Raw genomic sequence first — 17,849 nt, forward strand, 5'->3', positions numbered from 1 at the left:
ATATTCATATTTAAATTCCTTAATTTGTAGCCAATGGGCCTATACATTTACATCACCCATTCTACATAAATTAAATGTCTAAACTAGCGCGGAATGGTTGAGAGGAAATTCTATAATTAGATTTGCTTGTGCTCTTTTAGCTATTGAATTTTTGCATTGCAAAATCTCGGGCTGCCCCCGAACCCGCCAACTAAAAAAATTATCAGTTATTTTGTATGATAGTCAGAAATTGTCAGTCGATCCAAAGGTATGCTAACTCTGGCCTCTGATGACTCTAACTGGCCTGACTCACAAATCACAAACCAATGGTTATGATCCCTGTTAAACGCTTTTCTGTCTCCGGCTAAGAAATGTGAAAGGAGATTGCCCGTATATTGATTAAGATGTACTCCAGGTGGAATATGACTACGTCTGTATGAAAGAGTTTTAGCATATGCACCAGGATCATCGAGCGCTAGTTGTGGCATCACTTTTTGCTCTAACTTGACTATATTTGCAAATTGCTTGGCCAGTTCAGTGAGATATTGTATTTCGTGCATAAAGCTTGTTGAATTATTACGACTAATACCCCTGACTGGATTGTTTAAATATTCATCAATACAGTATCTATCCTGTGTGGAAATACTTTTAATCAAATGTTCTGCCTGAAGCTGTAAATAAATGAAACGTTTAGTGTTTTTTACCAAGTCCTCCTTACTCATGCTCTCTACTATATCTAAAGATAACTCTATTTGGTCATCGATATTTAACTCAAAATCATGTTCATAATTTGATAAATTGCTACTATCATTCCCCATTATTGCACTCATGTCTTAACGTGGCTCCATTAGAGCAATCTGATTGTTTACAATTTCATCTAAACCAACTTCTGCCTCTGAATTGCAGTTTGTACACACGCACCATGCAATCAAGTTATGCCCCAAAAGTTGGGTGCTTTTTACTCTACTTTCAGAGTATAGGCCGCAAGAATCACAAGATAAAGCAACAGTCAATTTATTCTGCTTAAAAACTGTGTCGTCTGGATTATGCAAAATTGCATTGTGACGCTCAAACACATTCAAGCCGTATTCAAGTCCGGTTATACACGAAGATAATTTTTTGTTTTCTACAAGGTCATTAAGTTCATTATACTTAATATAGTGTTGATTAATTTTATTTTTATGAGCAATATTTCGTGCAAACACGACTGTTGAACGATAGCCACTTTCTTTGCAGATCAAAGATATTACTACGTACTGCATTCTCATTATACTAAAAACATAATCGGCAAAACAGTGGTGCATATCTTCACTTTCTGTCACTAATCGCTCATAACTCTTGATTAATTCAACGTGGACTTCAGGATTATTTTCTCTAAATTTATTTATGGCAAAATCATACTGATTTAACCAATTCAAATTTGCATTATAAAAATTCGATAATAACAGTTCCTTTTTTATTCTAACATCCCTTGCCAAATCATTGAGTCGATTGAGACGTTCTATCATTGACCGAATTGACCACGGTTTAAAAACCCATCCAAACGTGTGACAAAGTTGTTTTGTATCTAGATAAAGCTCAGATAATTGAAAAACATTTCGATTTCTTTTAGATACAACGCCATTACGAGAGCACCAAAGAACTCGATCTTGATAGTCTTTATCAAGCATCGTATTTAGTGAAAAAACATCGTAGTGATCGTCATAATCATAATTATTGAATTTATCGAATAAACATTGTTTTACCAGTGTTTTTTTTACTGATAGCAAAAAAAACATTAAACACCGGATTGCCGCTATATCTTTTAGCTCATGCGCACCATAGTAAAGTAAACATTTCACAAGACTTTCATTAAAAGATTTTCTGTTACTGCAAATTATTTTCCAGATTGATTTCCCTAATAATTTTTTTAATTCTTGAGGCGTTGATTCAAAAAATATACACACAGTTATAATGTGTTCCAATTTGTCCTTCTCAAGGGTTTCTACAAGATCATGAACATTCCAAAGCTTTCTGATCATTACTTTATGAAAATAAGGTTCTTTTGGGTTTTTCCAAAATAAGCAGTATTTGTTTAGTTTTTCTCTTACCGGATCAATCCAAATTTGACAAGATACTGCGCGAAGTTGTGCATAAAACCGTGAACCAAGGCTCGCAGCAATAGCTTTATGCAAAGCCATTAATGCATCAGTCCAATGTTGCTTTCTAACATCTTCATTTTCGGAAATGGTAAATGTATCGTTCAGCACTTCTAACAGAGGATTCAAATCAATGCCATTTGCTTTTAACACTACCAACTTTAAGTGAAAGTTAGATTCTGGAGTATTTAAATTATAAAAAATGTCTTGAGCAACCCAATTTCCAACCTTGATAATTTTAGAGCCTGCATCACCTGTTAGGGTAAGCTTTATTGGAGTTTTACACTCAGAAACAATAAATAGGTTATTAATCACCTCACTATATTGTACGTTATCACAAACACCTTCTGCATCATTTCCCATAGAAAAAACCTATTCAAAGTTCAAAGGTACTAAGCCGTTACCAAAATTTCTATAGAATAGTAACAGTTATAATCGGAAAACCTCTTTTCAGAAAATTGAATTACTAAAGGCTTATGCTGTCACTGCTTGTCACATTAGATTTGCTTGTGCTCTTTTAGCTATTGAATTTTTGCATTGCAAAATCTCGGGCTGCCCCCGAACCCGCCGACCAGTTTGTTAAGCGCCAAATAAATTTATCGCTAAAAACTCGGTCATGAGTTTAATTAATTTAGTTTTTTCACAAAGGATTTCATACCCTTTCAAGCGTTGTTCGATGACTTTGCTTGCGTTGGTTTGGAGCAAAAAAAAGAGCACTATAAGTGCTCTTTTCTTGTTAATGACTAAATTGCTTAGAATTTTCTGCGTAAAAACGCTAATGGTAGAAGGATAATTCCCCAAATCCCTAAAGAACCACCGCCACCAGACTCTCCAGAGTCACCACCATTACCAGTATCACCACCGCCAGAAGACGATTTAGCTTTGATAACAACAGTTTCTTGGTTTGAATCAGCAGTATTTTCACCATAGCGAACCCCAACAATCAAAGAAACATCCTTTGAGTCATGAGTCACCGGAAGATCAATACGCTTAACAGTTTCACCCGCAGCAAACGTCACTCGTTGATAGACATCTGTGTCATAGTGAGTACCAGCAGTCGCAGATACGCCCTTTGTGAAAAGTTCGACAGAAACATCTTTATCAAACACATAAGGCGCACCTTGGCTATCCAATAACTCAACAACAGCTTCAGTTTTATTGAGCGTGTTTGGTACAGGGTTATCAATAACAGAAACTTTCGCTGTCGCTAACATTTCCATTGGTTGACTATAAGCACCAGCCCAAAAATCTTGGTTGTAGTAATCTAAGAGATAAGCGGGATCTCGATTGAGAACACCAGTTATTCTGCTAGCTTCTTCAACCGCAAACTCTGAGCCATTGCTTTTACCCTGGCACATTAAGTAATTGCTGTTCGCACATACGTCATTGCTTGGATGACCAAGACCAAATGTATGGCCTAGCTCATGCGCAACAGTACTGTGAGCAGTCATCATTGATTGCGCATGGACAATCAAGCCAATGTTATCGAAAGCACGGCCAATAACATTATCAGTTTGAGTATGCACAAAAAGCATGACTTTATCAGCGTGGTACTTATTAACTAAAGCGTTAATTTCCGGTGAATATTTCCCTTTAAGCCAAGGGTCATTACCAAAATCAGCATCATATTTTTCCTTTGAAACCCCCAAAGAATAAAAAATATGCCCGCCAGCTTTGTAATAAGAATCACCCAAAGTAACCGCTTCGCCAACACTATCATTCCAATCAACAACAGCACTTACATTGTACTGCACGTTGAAATCTTTAAACTCTTTGTTACTGTAGGCAATTTGTGACTCAAGCATCTGAGAAAAAGGCTCTTTTCCCATAGATTGGATCACAGAAGGCTCGACAAGTACCAAAATGTCGATTTCTTCAGCTTGTGTGACCTGAGCGAACAACACCACAGAGCCAATCATTACAGACTTTGCTAATTTAATCATAATATTATCCCATTTAAGTTGTGTGTATTTTAATGCCAAAGGGCAGGTTTTGTTAATTAGAATTTTGTAATTGCATTTAAATTATAAAATGACCTACAGCCATCAGAATTACAGGAGCCGCTTGCTAAATAAGCTCTAAAATTATTATTTTTTACTTGTACGTAAAACCCTTGAGTTCCAACCTTACAACTAGCACAACCATTTTCAGTATCCCATAGGATTTCTTCATAAAGTAACGTTGGAGCCTCTGATGTACTTACTGAGCCAGACATAACTCCTTTGGGGGTAGAGGCTATTACACTATAAAGTCCTGCACCCCATGTATTGGGCACTGACTTTGCCGTACCATTCCAAACGACCTGAGTCCCGCCTCCAGTATTTTCAGGTAGAGACATTCCACAAGCAGGGCTTGTCATATCACGCTGACATGCCGTTTTCCACGTTTCTAAAGATGTCACTTTGCTGTAGGTGTCTTTCATCGTTCTTGTGGTGCCAGTGGCATCTTTAAATAATAAATCCCCGTTTACGGTCAGGTTATTATTAACGGTTACAGCATCGAGCACAGAAGAACCAACAGAACGTATACCACCATTGAATGTTTGTAATCCGTTAAACGAATTGGCGACATCTTTACGCGCATAATTTGCAGCAAGGACATTTCCTAATTTATCGGCATTATCCGCTGTAGTAGCACTTACAGCCTTGTCATTTTTTCCAAGATATCGCTGGCTCAACTCAGTGCCATATTCGTACATAGCGCCAGTGGTAAAAATGGATTTACCGCCATAGGCCCGTAACGTCGACGAATCAGTCATATGCCAACCGCCGCCGTAGGATTCAAAATACAATCCGTTTTGGCCGTCAACTCTTACCCAGTCATTTTGAACATGCAGACCATTACGCGCATATGCACGGCCAGTGAACGTCACTGTGCGGTCAAAGACTTCATCAATATCAGTACGGGCATAACTTGCAGCTGCAACGCCGCCCAACTTATGGGCATCTTGAGCCGTCTCATTTTTGCCCAGGTATTTTGAAGATAATGCCACGCCGTTTTCATAGAGTGTTGAACCATCGGCAGAAACTACCGTTTTACCACCTGCAGAGATCCCACCATCAGCCCTAATAGCTTGAGTAAAAGTGTTAATCCCCGTAAATGTATTTGCAGCTCCCCGCTGTGCAAAAGCGGTCGAATCTAGTCCATCTAATTTATCCGCATTCGCGGCATTTGCTGCATTGGTCGCATTGAGAGCCGTGTCAGCAGTAACAGCACTCGCCGCCTTTGCATTGATACCCAAGTATTTACTCGATAACGCTGTGCCATTTTCATAGAGCGTAGAACCGTCTGCAGATATAACCGTTTTCCCACCTGCAGATAAACCACCGTTAGCAATTACAGTCTGTGTAAAACTATTAGAGCCTGTAAAAGTATTTGCGGCCCCCCGCTGCGCAAAAGCGGTTGAATCGAGTCCATCTAATTTATCCGCATTCGCGGCATTTGCTGCATTGGTCGCATTGACTGCCGTGTCAGCAGTAACGGCACTCGCCGCCTTTGCATTGATACCCAAGTATTTACTTGATAACGCTGTGCCATTTTCATAGAGCGTTGTACCATCGGCAGAGACCACATTTTTACCATCCACAGTTAAACCACCATCAGCTTTCAAAGCTTGAGTGTAGGTGTTAACACCTGTGAACGTGTTTGCAGTGCCACGCTGTGCAAAAGCGGTTGAATCGAGCCCATCTAACTTGTCGGCATCAGCCGCCTTTGCACCAATGCCTAAGTATTTATCCCTAAGCAAAATACCGCTTTCGCGGATATCCAAAGCAGATGCAATACCACCAACCGTTAATGCACCGTTGACCATAACAGAGCCACGAAACAACGCATCTTGTACAAACTCCGATGGGCCAAGCGCTTTAAATAGGCCCGTGACGTTGGCATTGCCAGCAGTGAGACTGGTAATTTCCGCTTTATTCAATAAAGCGGAATCAGCTTGCACCGCAGTATTTACAATCAGCGTATTAAATTGACCGCTAGCACCCCTGACTGATTGCCCTGCAACAACATCGCGAGATGCAATCACACTGGATGAATTGACATCACCAGTGACATTGACCGGACCGAGTAGATCTGCCCCGCCATTGATCTTGATGTAATTAGACTCAAGTTGAGCCGAAGTACTTTTTCCCGCCACACTTTGATCACCTGCAATCGTCACATTACGTCTAAATGTGGCATCAGGTTTCACATCAAGCGCCGTTTCTACAGTCAGACTACCAACATTGCTTTGCTGTGCATTGATCAGCACTACGTCAATTTTACCCACATTACTCAACGCTCGACTGTTCATGTCAATGTCGGTAAACATTTTATTTCGATCCGGTTGTCCTGGTACTGCTACTCGACTCAACATGCTATCTGCAATAGATGCTGCAGCAGGGACAGGTATAATCAACTGAACCGAGTTTCCCACGGCAACCGCCCCGAGTTTTGAAGCAATACCTTGAGCCACTAACGGATCTGGCGTTGCCAGCGTTAACGTGTATGAATTACCTCCGGCAGCAACAACCCCTGCAGCGGCACTTCCCCACGGCGCAGTAATGGTGCCAATAAACTGATCTGTTACTAATCTTGATGGATTCACGGGCCATGCATTATTTTTAGAGTACGAAGACAATAATGCAGAGCGCACACTGTCCACCAATGCAACGCCAGCATTAATTTTTTCGTACCGTTGCTGAACCATCGAATATTCAATCGACTCAGCAAATGAATAAGGTGAAGAAACAGCAAACATCGCTGAGACTAATGCAATGGCAAATTTATTTTTTTGCATAATGCCTACTTACCTAAACAACCATTAAAATTAAATCCAATTATCCGCTAAAAAATAAAAAAACAAATCTCGTTATTTCCTATGGACAATTTATGTTCAAACTTTATCAAATTTAACAGCCTGAAAATCCATATTGGCCGCTACCTCCCAACAATAAAGAAGATATCGTCGCATTAAAGTTAGATTGAGGCCCATAAACAGCTGTCGATAATGCCCCATTACCTCGAATAGCTTTAACTAATATTCCTGTTCCATTTTGAGTGATTGAAATGACAGGCGCTAACTTAGAGGCATCTGAGAGCTTCTTGATTGCTAACAAGTAACTCTGTTTGCTTTTATCGTTTTGTATGTTGACAGTGATAATTAATTGCGGTGTCGGTGGCGGTAAAATTTGCAATGCAAAAAAACTCGGGATTTTTGGACGTATCACATTGGGAATGGGTAGGTCAGTTACGAGTATGGAGGATAAATCTTGACGTACACATCGATAATCAACTGTTCTTGACCACGCATCCACAATCATCAGCGTCTCTTCTGCCAATACTTTCCCCTTATTTATCGCCGAGGTATGCAACATATGCGTAGATGCGCGAATGACAACGTAGGTCGCAATACTCAACAGGGCCAATAGTAATACCAATCCAATCCCACGACTCTTAGACATCAACATAGTGCCCCCTAGTGATTCCTAGTGATTTCTTGAAAAAAAACCCCTTCTGGTTGGAAGGGGCTTAACTGCATGTTCGTTGAAAAACACAATTACGGCGCGAACGTTATCGTTAAAGTGCCAGAAGCGGTCGCATACGTTGCGTCATCATATTTGAGAGCTGCTTTTGTACCAAGGATTGTAGGTACTGCAGTCACCGTCACAACTATGTTTGTAGCCGGAGAACCTGGTGCAACAGTATAGTTCCCCCCCCACGGATTTTTCCCAACACCGTCCCCTATTTTAGTTCCAACGATATCTTTAATAGCAGTCATATTAAGCCCTGCATACGATGCCTTATTGCCGTGCGAATCATGGGACGCCTTAACGATCGCCGAAACCTGTTCATACATTTTGTCTAGCTTGATTTCGCTCCAAGTTTCAGAAATTCGAGGCATGGCTAATATTGATAAAATACCAACAACCGCCAACACTACTAATAATTCTATTAATGTAAAACCTTTACCTTTTTTCATTACAATACCTTCTTACAAATTACAAATGGGTTCAGAGTGTACAGAATAACTCAATAATAAAAGGCCGTTTCTTTCAGACTGATGAGTGAAGAAAACTAAGCACAAGACACCGATTTGTCATCGAGGCTTAGATAGGCATCACCTTAAAAACCATCTTTGGCCAGCGACATAATGCTGTAGATATAATCTAAAAAGAGTACGATGCAGATCATCACAAAAAACAGTGACGAATACGTGATGACTTTACCTAAAACAGTGACCTTTTTGACCAGATACTCACCACCATCTTCAACTAAGTTGTCGGCGATTATCGTTAGGACTTCAGATTGATGAGCAACGCTTTTTTGCCTTTGCATTGCTAGCAGTTGCATACGCAGCATAGGGGGTAAAAGGCCGGTATCAATTTTATCAAATGTAGCCGAACGATTACCGCTTTGATTAACATCAAGCCCTTGATGCTCAAGTCGATAAAGCATTTCTTGTATGTGTGATTGTATGTATAAACTGCACAAATTTGATTCAATTAAACTATCTAAAGCATCTCTAAGTGAACGTTGGCCAGAAGTCACTAACAGGGACAATATTAGGAAAAAACGCGAGGCTTCATTAGCACGATAAAACCCAAAAAATGGCATATGATTATCCAACGTATTGCGATGTTCGCCGACATAAAAGAACATGGTCCACGCCCAGCTTGTAACAAGCAAAATGATAAACGCAAGAATTAGTAAATAATATGATGTAAAAAATGCATTACATTCAATGAAAAATAATCCAATGCCCTCAATTTGATGATTCGCTATATCCATATTTTCTTTGACAATCACAGAACCAAATGTCAAGCCAATGAAAACTGAGGCAACAAACAATAAAAAAAGGGTATTAAAAAAAACACTCATAATGATTTTTTGTTTTATGACATCCCATTGGGTCAATTGAGTAAATAATTTCTGAATAGCATGTTGACTATCATCCGAGGCAATTACCGCTGACACGATTACGATAATATCATCATCAAACCAGCCCCCCATTGCCTGATCAAACCCACCACGACCATCGGCCCAAGCACGTAGCGAATGTTGAGCACTAATACAGAATTGCGATTGAATACAATCAGGACCATACACATTAATATAATCCTGGTTCAACGCTTCCAAAATACTTCTATCTGATATTTTGGTACGCTTCAGTTTAGCCCACAACAAAATGAAGTCTATTTGTTGCCGCCGAGATAATTTACTTCCTGAAATAAATTCGAACATAAAACAGCCTTGATTGTTATTCGTTATAAACCCAATGGTCAGAAGCCACTAACACATCCGGCACTTCAGCATCAGCAACTTCAGGATCAACTTGACCGTTTTTAATTAATTCCCATGTATGATCTGCCATACTTTTCCAGCCTCGGGACTTGAGAGATTTTACCCATGCGAGTGAATTATTTTCGCGAATAAATTGCCGTGCTTCGTCATCGATGACGACGTACTCATAAACACTCTGACGGCCTTTACGCCCAGTATGCTCACAGGCTTCACAGCCGTTTTCTGATTCAAAACAAATTTGCAATGCAAAATTATTTAACTTAACTACGGCTTCTGGACTCGCGACACGCTTGACCAGCTCAAACTTATCTGCCCAGTCTTTATTGTTTGTGCCATTTTTTTCACGTTGGATTTTACATTGATTGCATAACAACGGCACTAAACGCTGCCCAGTCAACATCCGCAACAGATTACGTTCGGCAAGTTCAGACCGCGTGACTCCCATATCGCACAAGCGATCAATAACAGAAATCGCATCTGTAGCATGAATAGATGACAAGATGAGATGGCCTGTTCGTGATAACGCCATAGCAGCTTTCACTTCATCACCCAATCTCATTTCGGATATCGCGCCAATATCAGGATCATAACGGAGGAATCTTACAATATCTTGAGTGACATCATCAGACATCAACCCCTGAAAAACTAACGGGTCCGAATGCCGAGCCTCAATTGGGTTCTCAACAGAATGCAGCACTCGGTTTTTAGGTTTTTCTGCAATAACGCAGTTGAGCAATGTCGATTTACCCGCCCCCGTTGGACCGGAGATAAGAATGATCCCGAAACTTTGACAAATAAATTTGCGTAGCACGAGCGCAAAATCAGGCTTTACGCCAGCAGACTCAAGGGTTTTATACTTATCTGTACCCGCGAGTAAACGAATAATACACGCCTTATCATCTTTTGTTTGGCTACGGTATTCAACACGCAATTCCACTCGTTTCATTGCAGAATCTTGTTCAATATCTTTATGAATTGACGTCGAATTATTCTTTCCTGGGTGAAATGAACTTTCAGTATTATCATGCCCAGAGTAGTCAAAAAGGTGGCCGATCATCGCAATAGCATCAGCTTTAGATCGAATTAATGGCGTAGTGTCGATAACCCCGTCCACTCTAAAAAATATCTTCGCCTGAGTATCATCCGTGATCTTAATATGGATATCAGCGGCGTCTCGTTTAATGGCTTCTTTGATGACTAAATTGAGGATTTGTTCTGCAATGCTGGCATTGTCATCATCATTTTTTGAATGACGTTCGGCTTTATTGAGTAATTCCAGTGCTTTTTCATACGACTCATAAACAAACGCACGATTAGCTTTTATTGGATTAAAGTCTGATTTGCCCGTCACCCGAGACAAATCAGAAAGAACGGCGAAAAGATTTTTTAAAATATCTTCATCTTTATTAATCACCGTTTCATCAATTAGCAAGTAACCGTTTTTTGATGGTACACAATATCCAAATTTTTCACTGAGGTTTTCAAGCAAATGAGCGAGTGATATACCACCGTCAAAAACCTCAATCTCACCATGACGTTGTTGATCATATTGGTCAAATATATCTACCATTGAATTTTTCATAAAATGACCTAGTTTAAACAAAGTACAATAGTCGAATCAGATTTAGTCAGCGGCACACACTTGAGTTGGCCATCTAAGCTACCCACTAAAAAGCCATCAATCGTTTGCCCTGGCTTAACACCTGTGTACCACGTATCGCTGATTTGAAAACTCATTTCATTTGTTTGTGTATTTACAGCTTTGAGTCTTAAGCTATCTTTCCTAATTTTTTTACTGCTTCCGTCATCAACATCAGGAGTATTAAAACTGTTTCCAGTTTGGGGATCATAGCCAACAGTACTCATATCGCGTGATCTCAATGGCGGTAATTTACCTCCGTCTACGTCTTTACGTTTGGCTTCTGCTTCAGCAAATGCAGCTTCACTTTCTTTGATCTGCGTTTGCAGTTTTGCAATTTCAGCTTGCAAACGCGCATTACGACGAGTTTGCTGTAAAGAAATGAATATTGCCGCTGCATCCTGGTCCACAGCTTCATTAATGATGCTCGCAGCCATTAACCGAGTATCGTATGAAGGCACACTGACCATTCTCGGCGCTAAAGGTGAGCCTTGCGATTGATTTGACGTTAGCACTCTGGATGTAGTGTTTGCTACGCTAGCACTGGCACCTTCAACCACTTTCCCATTCTTGACCACAACGTCTTTCATTTCACTTGGGTCAATCGTGTCTGCAGTGATCCGATCAACCAATACGATTAAAACCAACACGAGTAAAACCCAGTGCCACCACTTCAACTTCAATTTACTAATTTTTAAATTCATAGTCAGGAGCCTTACTTATTTGCAAATACCGGAATCAATTTTTTTCTGTTGGCAGCCATAAATCGAAAAACTCAGCTTTCCAGAAAGCGAACCATCATTAAACGTTAATGTTGCTCTTTCAAATACGATCGGCAGTCCATTGAGTAGCGTGCCTAACGTATCGAAATCATCTCCGTAATATCCGGCAACCACTACATCCATGCTCTGAATGTCATATTGGTTTTTGTCAGTAATTTCACCAAATAAGACTTGAGTTTCTGGAGTCGATGCCCAATCGTCAAACGCTTGGATCAAATACCCTTGTAATGACTCTATCGATAACTGAACAGCTTCCGATAATGCAGGTAATGGCATATGTTGAGATATAACCGCCACTCTTTCCCTGCCAATATTTGCAACTGTTCTTCCGGTGTTACCTGCGATAGATACTAAATCAATAGTTCGTCCAGTATCGCCGGATTTACTAAACTCAATAGCCACGGTTTCACCTTCTACATTTACCGTTTCAGCATTCCAACCGAGCACCATTTGCGTAAAAGCGATGTCTTTATAAAACTGCACAGCAAATGCCTTGGGCGAACCTCGAAGAGTTAAGCCTGTTCGAAATTCTCCATATACATCAGCCACCACCTTAGCCTCGACTTTATTTTTTTCGGACATTAAAAAATAGGCGATAACAAATACGCTAATAATGATCCCCATGCTGATAAGTACATAAGTACTCAGTGTCATCGGTAATTTTATATGTTGAGTTAATAACAACTCTTTAAAACGATTTAGTTCAACCGACGAAATGTCTTTACGTACTGCATTAAATTCAGCTGGCAGCACAATACATTTATCAATAATAAAAAGCTGTTTCTCCCCCCCGCCCTGAGTTTGTTCTAACAATTTGTTGATTAAAGCCACATGAAGCGACTCAAGATTTTGAAATCGAATTTCAAGCACTTTTTCTGGCGAATGATAAAGAGCCAATACATAACTACCTGTTGATTCAGATACTTTATGAATTACGGCAAAAGGCCCAGAATCACCTTTCAACTTGACCACCGACTCTACGAGTGGTATTCCAGTTGAAGCCGCAGAAATTAACCAATAAATACCATTTGTCTTTACTATGGATTTAAATGCTTTATCTGCAGACACCTTATCTTCTACACGTTTAAGAGCAGCTTTCGTTGGGCTTTTTCCAATCCGGTCTCTTTGACACTCAACAACGAGCGGAAATCTCTCAATCATATATGCATCCCCTTATTTTCTGCGTGGGGACTTTAAGCCACGAGTGATTTTCGCAGTAACGAGCATGATAGTTTCTTTCTTCACAGTTTCTGACGTTCTGGCAAAGCCGAGAATGTCATAACCTGCATTACTGTCTGAAACGTTAATCGTTTCCGCATTAATACCAGTAACAACCCGAGTCACCCCATTTTCAAGGATCATTGATTGGTCAAAAATCATTGCCGTTGTTTCTGGCGACTCTAGATACAAGCCAGATTCTTTTGATTCTTTAATCTTGATATCAAGCTTTGCAGAGACAGACACGTTGATTTTAAACATAATGTCATCGCCAATCGCCCGACCAAATACGTTAAAAATCTGTCCAGTTTGTAAATTATCCTGGCGAGCACCGCCGCCAGTCAAAACGCCGCCTGTCGTCGCATTGTTACCGTATTGTTCAGCAATATACATCGTTGAATCTACAGACATTACTTTCATTTGAGTACCATTGCTGATCTGGACTGGCACTTGAAACTTACGGCTAATATCGCCCTGCTTTTTCAGCGCATCAATGAATAATTGTGTGCCACTGAAGTCACCTCCCACGATCTCAATGTCAAACTGAGAAGGTGCAGGGGTTGCACCGGAACCTGAAATAAACGGCGATGAGTTATTAGATTTAAGTAATGCTTTGCCATTAAACAAATTAGCAGCCATCGACATATCAAAAGCCTGACGCTGATTAGAAGAATAAATGACATCGAGCAGCACAATATCAAAGCTAATGCCTTTGGTGATCTCATCATTAAACTCATTAATGATGCGCTCAATGGATGCTACGACACTGGGCCTGTCTTTAACGAATACAGTCATCGTCAAAGGTGAAACTGATACCTTCCCATCCTCTGATTTAATGTTTTTTAATGCATTTTCTAAGTCTGTAATCAGAGACTTTTCTTTCAATGACAGCGAACTATATTGTTTATTACCAGCATCGATGGAAGCTGTACCACTTTGATTCGTAGTATTCGATGAATTGGCCATTGTCATTTCACCATCATTACCAATTTGACCACTGGCCTCACCTGGTAAACCCGCAATAGCAAAAGTTCTTTCTTCATACTTTGAGAATGTCACTGCGTCACCTTCAATGGCCAACGCATAACCAGCCGTTTTCGCAAGTGAATGCAGCGCATCCCCGAGTTTCACGCCTTGCAAACTCATGGTCATCAACTGATTTTTGTCAGTATCAGTTAACTCATAAAATTTAGGCGTAACAGGTAATCCCCTGAGTAAATCATTAATGACAAGTGAAAATGGCAATTCCAAAAACGACGAATCAACCTTAGTAAAATACCAATCCGGCATAACAGCATCTTGGCGACTAAGGGGCGGCACATAAAAGCCTTCAGCAACAGTCACTCGTTGATATTTAGAAGAAAAATTCGTTTTCTCAGTCACTTCTTGCTTCACTGCAGCAACCGCATTTTTGTCTTCTTGAATTTTTTGATGTATTGAACATCCAGCGATCGATGACACAGAGAAAGCGAGCAATATTTGCATTGCAAAAAAATTAATCTTCATTACATCCCTCTTCTATTCTTAGTATCGTAATAAACTTCTACGATGCGATTAACCCAAGCCCTTGTTTTTATTGGATGAGGTTCGTTGTAAGACAGTAATAATTGATCGAGAACATCTAAAACAGTATCTCCAGTCATCCAAATATCTGTCGGATTGAAGTGCTGTTCAGAAACTTCCCAAACCAAAGGCATTGCCGTGTTAGTAGCAGCAAGTAAGGCTTCGACGTTACTTTTAAGCGAACCTGTTTCAGCATGGAAATGTACCCGCCCGTCATCTGGTGACACATATACTCGGTCCGTATCTCTAGGCACGATTAAATATTCAAGAGATGTTCCGTATAAAGAATGTTGTTTGGGTTCAGTGATAGTGGGTGTAATTGGAGCAACAACAGGCACTGACGGCTGAGTAATAGGAGGCAATGATTTGGTATTGTCAGTCACAGAATCATTAAATGAAAAACCACTTTGGGATTCATTCTTAGCCGACACTGCAGACACAGGTTCCACGGTAGCTTGAGCCGATGGTTTAGAAGGCTCTAAATTGGCTGGAGGATAAAAATAATCAAGATCAGTGAGAATCCCTTCCTTCTTTTTTTCTTCAACAAACGGGCTGGGCTCACTAAAACGAGTAATTGGTGTATCAACAGTACCTAACTGAACACTTTCTTCTTGCGTAGAGACAATCTGATCTACTTGGGCATGATTCGAAACTCGATTTACACCGCGAGGTTTTTCTATCCCAATAATCACATTGTTTGGTGACTGAGCAGACACCATAAACATTGGAAATGCCAACAAGATGGCCATTTTTTTCATATTAAACCCCATAAATTTCGATAACTTTTCTTCTGAGATCACTTTTTATCGTGAGATTTGAATGAGACGACATTTGAATAATTGAACGAGCAATTTCCATTGCTTCTTCTTGTGAAGCCTCTCCGCTATCACCTAACACAACACCGAGAGTGAATGCACTGACCTTTGCTACAGGTGGTACTTTGTAGCTTTCTAAATTCCAGCCAACGCTAATTAACGTAGATCTGAGGCTGTCTAAAAGCAGACCATTAGCAACATCAAGCCGCCGTTCCATGACTTGATCTAACCCCAGTCTAGCCACCTCCGCTTTAAGAACCCCACCAAGCGCAGTCACAGAAACAGACTCAGAAGTCACAATCGCGTTATACGCGCTATCCCCCCATAAATTTTTAGGAATAACATAAACTTCAAGAGAATCAGCTTGCCAATTAGAAAAGTGATTTCTGACATACATCCGAGGATCAACTTCACCCGCCGTTAAAGCTAACATCGCACCAGACTTGGCGCGTTCCATTGCGATATCCGGCCCTGATGGACCGATATTACTAACAATCACAACTTGCCTATCTTCCGGCGCATAGCCCCCCACAGAAGACACGCCAATCGCATCACGAAGAGCTGGCATGTTGTTGGTTGCCGTCTGCATCGGTAACGTGTATTTCATTACAATCACGGGCCTGAGCATTTCTGCAGAGAGTGGTGACGGTGATGAAACACAGCCGCCACAGGATGCGAGTAAGCAAGCGACTAAAAATTTTTGATAACGCACGATACCAACCCAATAACTAAACAATGGGCATAGGATAACTGAGCGATTAAATAAATTTTCTTTCGGAATTAATGAAAACTCATTTAATAGGGCTTGTTAAAAGAGTTAATAAAAAATATGATTGATGCATACCCATTGGTACGAACAATACACAATTAAGGAGCCTATAAATGGCACATAAAGCAGCAAATCCCTTCATTAACCGCGCCGACAAGCAAAGCAGAAACAGCGCAATCGAAAAAATCTCGGGTCCTTTAGCTAATCCAATGCTTGCGCAACTGCGACCACAAAACCTTTTACCACCACACCATAAAGATCAAATAGCGCCGAATAGTTACCAGCTTGCAAGTCTCATCAGATGGTCAGGACTGAACACTCAAGAACTATCTGACCTCTTAGGTATGAAAGATAAAAGAGCTAATACGGTGCTACGCTGGACGAGTCCTTATAAACAACAAGGTATAGAAAAAGATACAGGTGATAAATTAATTCGCCCTGCCGTATTCCAGTATCTATTGATTATTTTAGGATTATTGCCGCCACCATCGTTACGCAGAGTTGAACCCAACACAACTACAGAAAAAATCTATTCCATCACAACGAACCCATTTACACTTGCAGCAAGAATTGACTATCAGAGTGGTAAAATTAACATTTACATGGAAACTCAAAATATATTTGAGAACGATGGTAAACCTTTACTTACATTCGATGCACAATTTTCAGTTGATAGTGATCTTAACGCTATTAAAATCGGTTCGAAGTTTAGAAAAGACGAATGCCCTTGGTGCATCGAGTCAGATGAAGAAAATGAATTAAGTGCTGCCATTAATGACTTTTTAAAAGAAGAAGTTTGGCCGATGGCATGGCGTCTTCATGATTTTTACACATTAAAGCCAGAAATATTTTTGCGGCCTCAGTGTATGCTTTCAATTTATCATCCCGACTATCAAGTTCCTGACCCAATTGAACTTATCCGTTTTAAACGATGGTTAGGTGCAACTACCGCAGACTTAGCTGATGTTGTATGGGAAATGCCGTCAGCTTTGCGTTATTGGGCATCATCAAAGGCATCTGATAGCATCACTGAGTTATTGGAAGAACTTGAAACATTAACTAACGCTACTACTAAAGAAGAAAAAGATAGAAAAACAAGCATATACAAGCTTATTAAAAATCGACATATTTCCCCACAGGGATGGTACATATTAACGAGCGCAATCGGCTTATCACCAAAGATCCAAGTAGTTGGGCGAAAAGAAGTAAATCCGACTTTATCACGGCAATTCGTGACAAAAGAGATCAGTGGTACTCCTATCGAATACTACAATGTAAATGTTAATTTAGGATGGGCAAATACTGATAACGATGAAATTTATGTTAACTACGCCTATGATACACATAAACAAAAAGGCGTGGAAAAAACAACCATTATTCCTATTTCAAAAAATGGGAACGGCGATATCAAAATCTTCGGAAACTTATTTGAAGAAGGTGCACCAGAAAATTGGGTTTCTCTGTTCGAATATCCTGACAATAAAGAATTACTAGAACACATCCAGCGTTGGTTTCATTTTGTTGTATGGAAAAAGGTATGGCAACAAGTTTGGGATAAAGAAAACTCGACTAAGCCTGTAATAAAAGCCTAAGAATCTAAGTATTCTGCTGAAAACAAAAAACCTGCAATGTGCAGGTTTTTTATTTTTTACTATTTAA

General features: G+C 40.1%; 14 protein-coding genes. 1 reads left to right on the forward strand and 13 read right to left on the reverse strand.

Translation table 11 applies throughout. The features are described from left to right. Window positions 1–206: 206 nt before the first annotated feature. The 13 genes from KFE26_RS20375 to KFE26_RS20435 all read right to left on the reverse strand — a co-directional run bounded on the left by KFE26_RS20375 (window position 207) and on the right by KFE26_RS20435 (window position 16,133). Window positions 207–809 carry a hypothetical protein gene (locus KFE26_RS20375; RefSeq protein WP_212601542.1) on the reverse strand — a complete coding sequence of 201 codons (603 nt, stop codon included), beginning with the start codon at window positions 807–809 and terminating at the stop codon, window positions 207–209. Window positions 810–812: 3 nt separating this feature from the next. Continuing rightward, window positions 813–2,480: a PcfJ domain-containing protein gene (locus tag KFE26_RS20380; RefSeq protein WP_212601543.1), complete on the reverse strand. Its 1,668-nt coding sequence runs from the start codon at window positions 2,478–2,480 to the stop codon at window positions 813–815. Window positions 2,481–2,869: 389 nt separating this feature from the next. Then, complete coding sequence (locus tag KFE26_RS20385) at window positions 2,870–4,060, reverse strand: SVAGG family GlyGly-CTERM protein (protein ID WP_212601544.1); 1,191 nt, start codon at window positions 4,058–4,060, stop codon at window positions 2,870–2,872. A 56-nt stretch (window positions 4,061–4,116) separates the two neighbouring features. After that, a complete protein-coding gene (locus tag KFE26_RS20390; RefSeq protein WP_212601545.1) occupies window positions 4,117–6,900 on the reverse strand; it encodes a hypothetical protein in 2,784 nt (927 codons plus the stop codon). A gap of 112 nt (window positions 6,901–7,012) precedes the next feature. Continuing rightward, the gene (locus KFE26_RS20395; RefSeq protein ID WP_212601546.1) at window positions 7,013–7,564 is read right to left on the reverse strand and encodes a hypothetical protein; all 552 of its coding nucleotides are present in this window, start codon (window positions 7,562–7,564) and stop codon (window positions 7,013–7,015) included. Window positions 7,565–7,659: 95 nt separating this feature from the next. Further along, entirely contained in the window at window positions 7,660–8,082 is a 423-nt protein-coding gene (locus KFE26_RS20400) for a type II secretion system protein (RefSeq protein WP_212601547.1), read from the reverse strand. Between the two features lie 143 nt (window positions 8,083–8,225). After that, window positions 8,226–9,344: a hypothetical protein gene (locus KFE26_RS20405; protein ID WP_212601548.1), complete on the reverse strand. Its 1,119-nt coding sequence runs from the start codon at window positions 9,342–9,344 to the stop codon at window positions 8,226–8,228. Window positions 9,345–9,360: 16 nt separating this feature from the next. Further along, complete coding sequence (locus KFE26_RS20410; protein ID WP_212601549.1) at window positions 9,361–10,986, reverse strand: GspE/PulE family protein; 1,626 nt, start codon at window positions 10,984–10,986, stop codon at window positions 9,361–9,363. 8 nt (window positions 10,987–10,994) lie between these two features. Next, window positions 10,995–11,747 (reverse strand): hypothetical protein, encoded by a 753-nt coding sequence (locus tag KFE26_RS20415; RefSeq protein ID WP_212601550.1) that lies wholly within the window; start codon window positions 11,745–11,747, stop codon window positions 10,995–10,997. Window positions 11,748–11,762: 15 nt separating this feature from the next. Further along, the gene (locus KFE26_RS20420) at window positions 11,763–12,986 is read right to left on the reverse strand and encodes a hypothetical protein (RefSeq protein WP_212601551.1); all 1,224 of its coding nucleotides are present in this window, start codon (window positions 12,984–12,986) and stop codon (window positions 11,763–11,765) included. A 12-nt stretch (window positions 12,987–12,998) separates the two neighbouring features. After that, window positions 12,999–14,549 carry a hypothetical protein gene (locus KFE26_RS20425; protein WP_212601552.1) on the reverse strand — a complete coding sequence of 517 codons (1,551 nt, stop codon included), beginning with the start codon at window positions 14,547–14,549 and terminating at the stop codon, window positions 12,999–13,001. Beyond that, window positions 14,549–15,364, reverse strand: a complete 816-nt coding sequence (locus KFE26_RS20430) for a hypothetical protein (RefSeq protein ID WP_212601553.1) — start codon at window positions 15,362–15,364, stop codon at window positions 14,549–14,551. Before KFE26_RS20430 ends, KFE26_RS20425 begins: the two co-directional genes overlap by 1 nt. A 1-nt stretch (window position 15,365) precedes the next feature. Beyond that, window positions 15,366–16,133, reverse strand: coding sequence for a hypothetical protein (locus KFE26_RS20435; protein WP_212601554.1), 768 nt, complete (start codon window positions 16,131–16,133; stop codon window positions 15,366–15,368). Window positions 16,134–16,303: 170 nt separating this feature from the next. On the opposite strand from KFE26_RS20435, the gene KFE26_RS20440 reads away from it, so the two are divergent. Next, complete coding sequence (locus tag KFE26_RS20440) at window positions 16,304–17,782, forward strand: hypothetical protein (protein ID WP_212601555.1); 1,479 nt, start codon at window positions 16,304–16,306, stop codon at window positions 17,780–17,782. The last annotated feature ends 67 nt before the right edge of the window (window positions 17,783–17,849 follow it).

The organism is Shewanella sp. M16, assembly GCF_018224605.1.
Taxonomy (GTDB): Bacteria; Pseudomonadota; Gammaproteobacteria; order Enterobacterales; family Shewanellaceae; genus Shewanella; species Shewanella oncorhynchi.

Bases quoted from the DNA above. Each gene is read 5' to 3' on its own strand.
- KFE26_RS20410 (WP_212601549.1), bottom strand. From the start codon at position 10,986: ATGAAAAATTCAATGGTAGATATATTTGACCAATATGATCAACAACGT.
- KFE26_RS20430 (WP_212601553.1), bottom strand. From the start codon at position 15,364: ATGAAAAAAATGGCCATCTTGTTGGCATTTCCAATGTTTATGGTGTCT.
- KFE26_RS20420 (WP_212601551.1), bottom strand. From the start codon at position 12,986: ATGATTGAGAGATTTCCGCTCGTTGTTGAGTGTCAAAGAGACCGGATT.
- KFE26_RS20440 (WP_212601555.1), top strand. From the start codon at position 16,304: ATGGCACATAAAGCAGCAAATCCCTTCATTAACCGCGCCGACAAGCAA.
- KFE26_RS20400 (WP_212601547.1), bottom strand. From the start codon at position 8,082: ATGAAAAAAGGTAAAGGTTTTACATTAATAGAATTATTAGTAGTGTTG.
- KFE26_RS20395 (WP_212601546.1), bottom strand. From the start codon at position 7,564: ATGTCTAAGAGTCGTGGGATTGGATTGGTATTACTATTGGCCCTGTTG.
- KFE26_RS20385 (WP_212601544.1), bottom strand. From the start codon at position 4,060: ATGATTAAATTAGCAAAGTCTGTAATGATTGGCTCTGTGGTGTTGTTC.
- KFE26_RS20415 (WP_212601550.1), bottom strand. From the start codon at position 11,747: ATGAATTTAAAAATTAGTAAATTGAAGTTGAAGTGGTGGCACTGGGTT.
- KFE26_RS20375 (WP_212601542.1), bottom strand. From the start codon at position 809: ATGAGTGCAATAATGGGGAATGATAGTAGCAATTTATCAAATTATGAA.
- KFE26_RS20390 (WP_212601545.1), bottom strand. From the start codon at position 6,900: ATGCAAAAAAATAAATTTGCCATTGCATTAGTCTCAGCGATGTTTGCT.
- KFE26_RS20380 (WP_212601543.1), bottom strand. From the start codon at position 2,480: ATGGGAAATGATGCAGAAGGTGTTTGTGATAACGTACAATATAGTGAG.
- KFE26_RS20405 (WP_212601548.1), bottom strand. From the start codon at position 9,344: ATGTTCGAATTTATTTCAGGAAGTAAATTATCTCGGCGGCAACAAATA.
- KFE26_RS20425 (WP_212601552.1), bottom strand. From the start codon at position 14,549: ATGAAGATTAATTTTTTTGCAATGCAAATATTGCTCGCTTTCTCTGTG.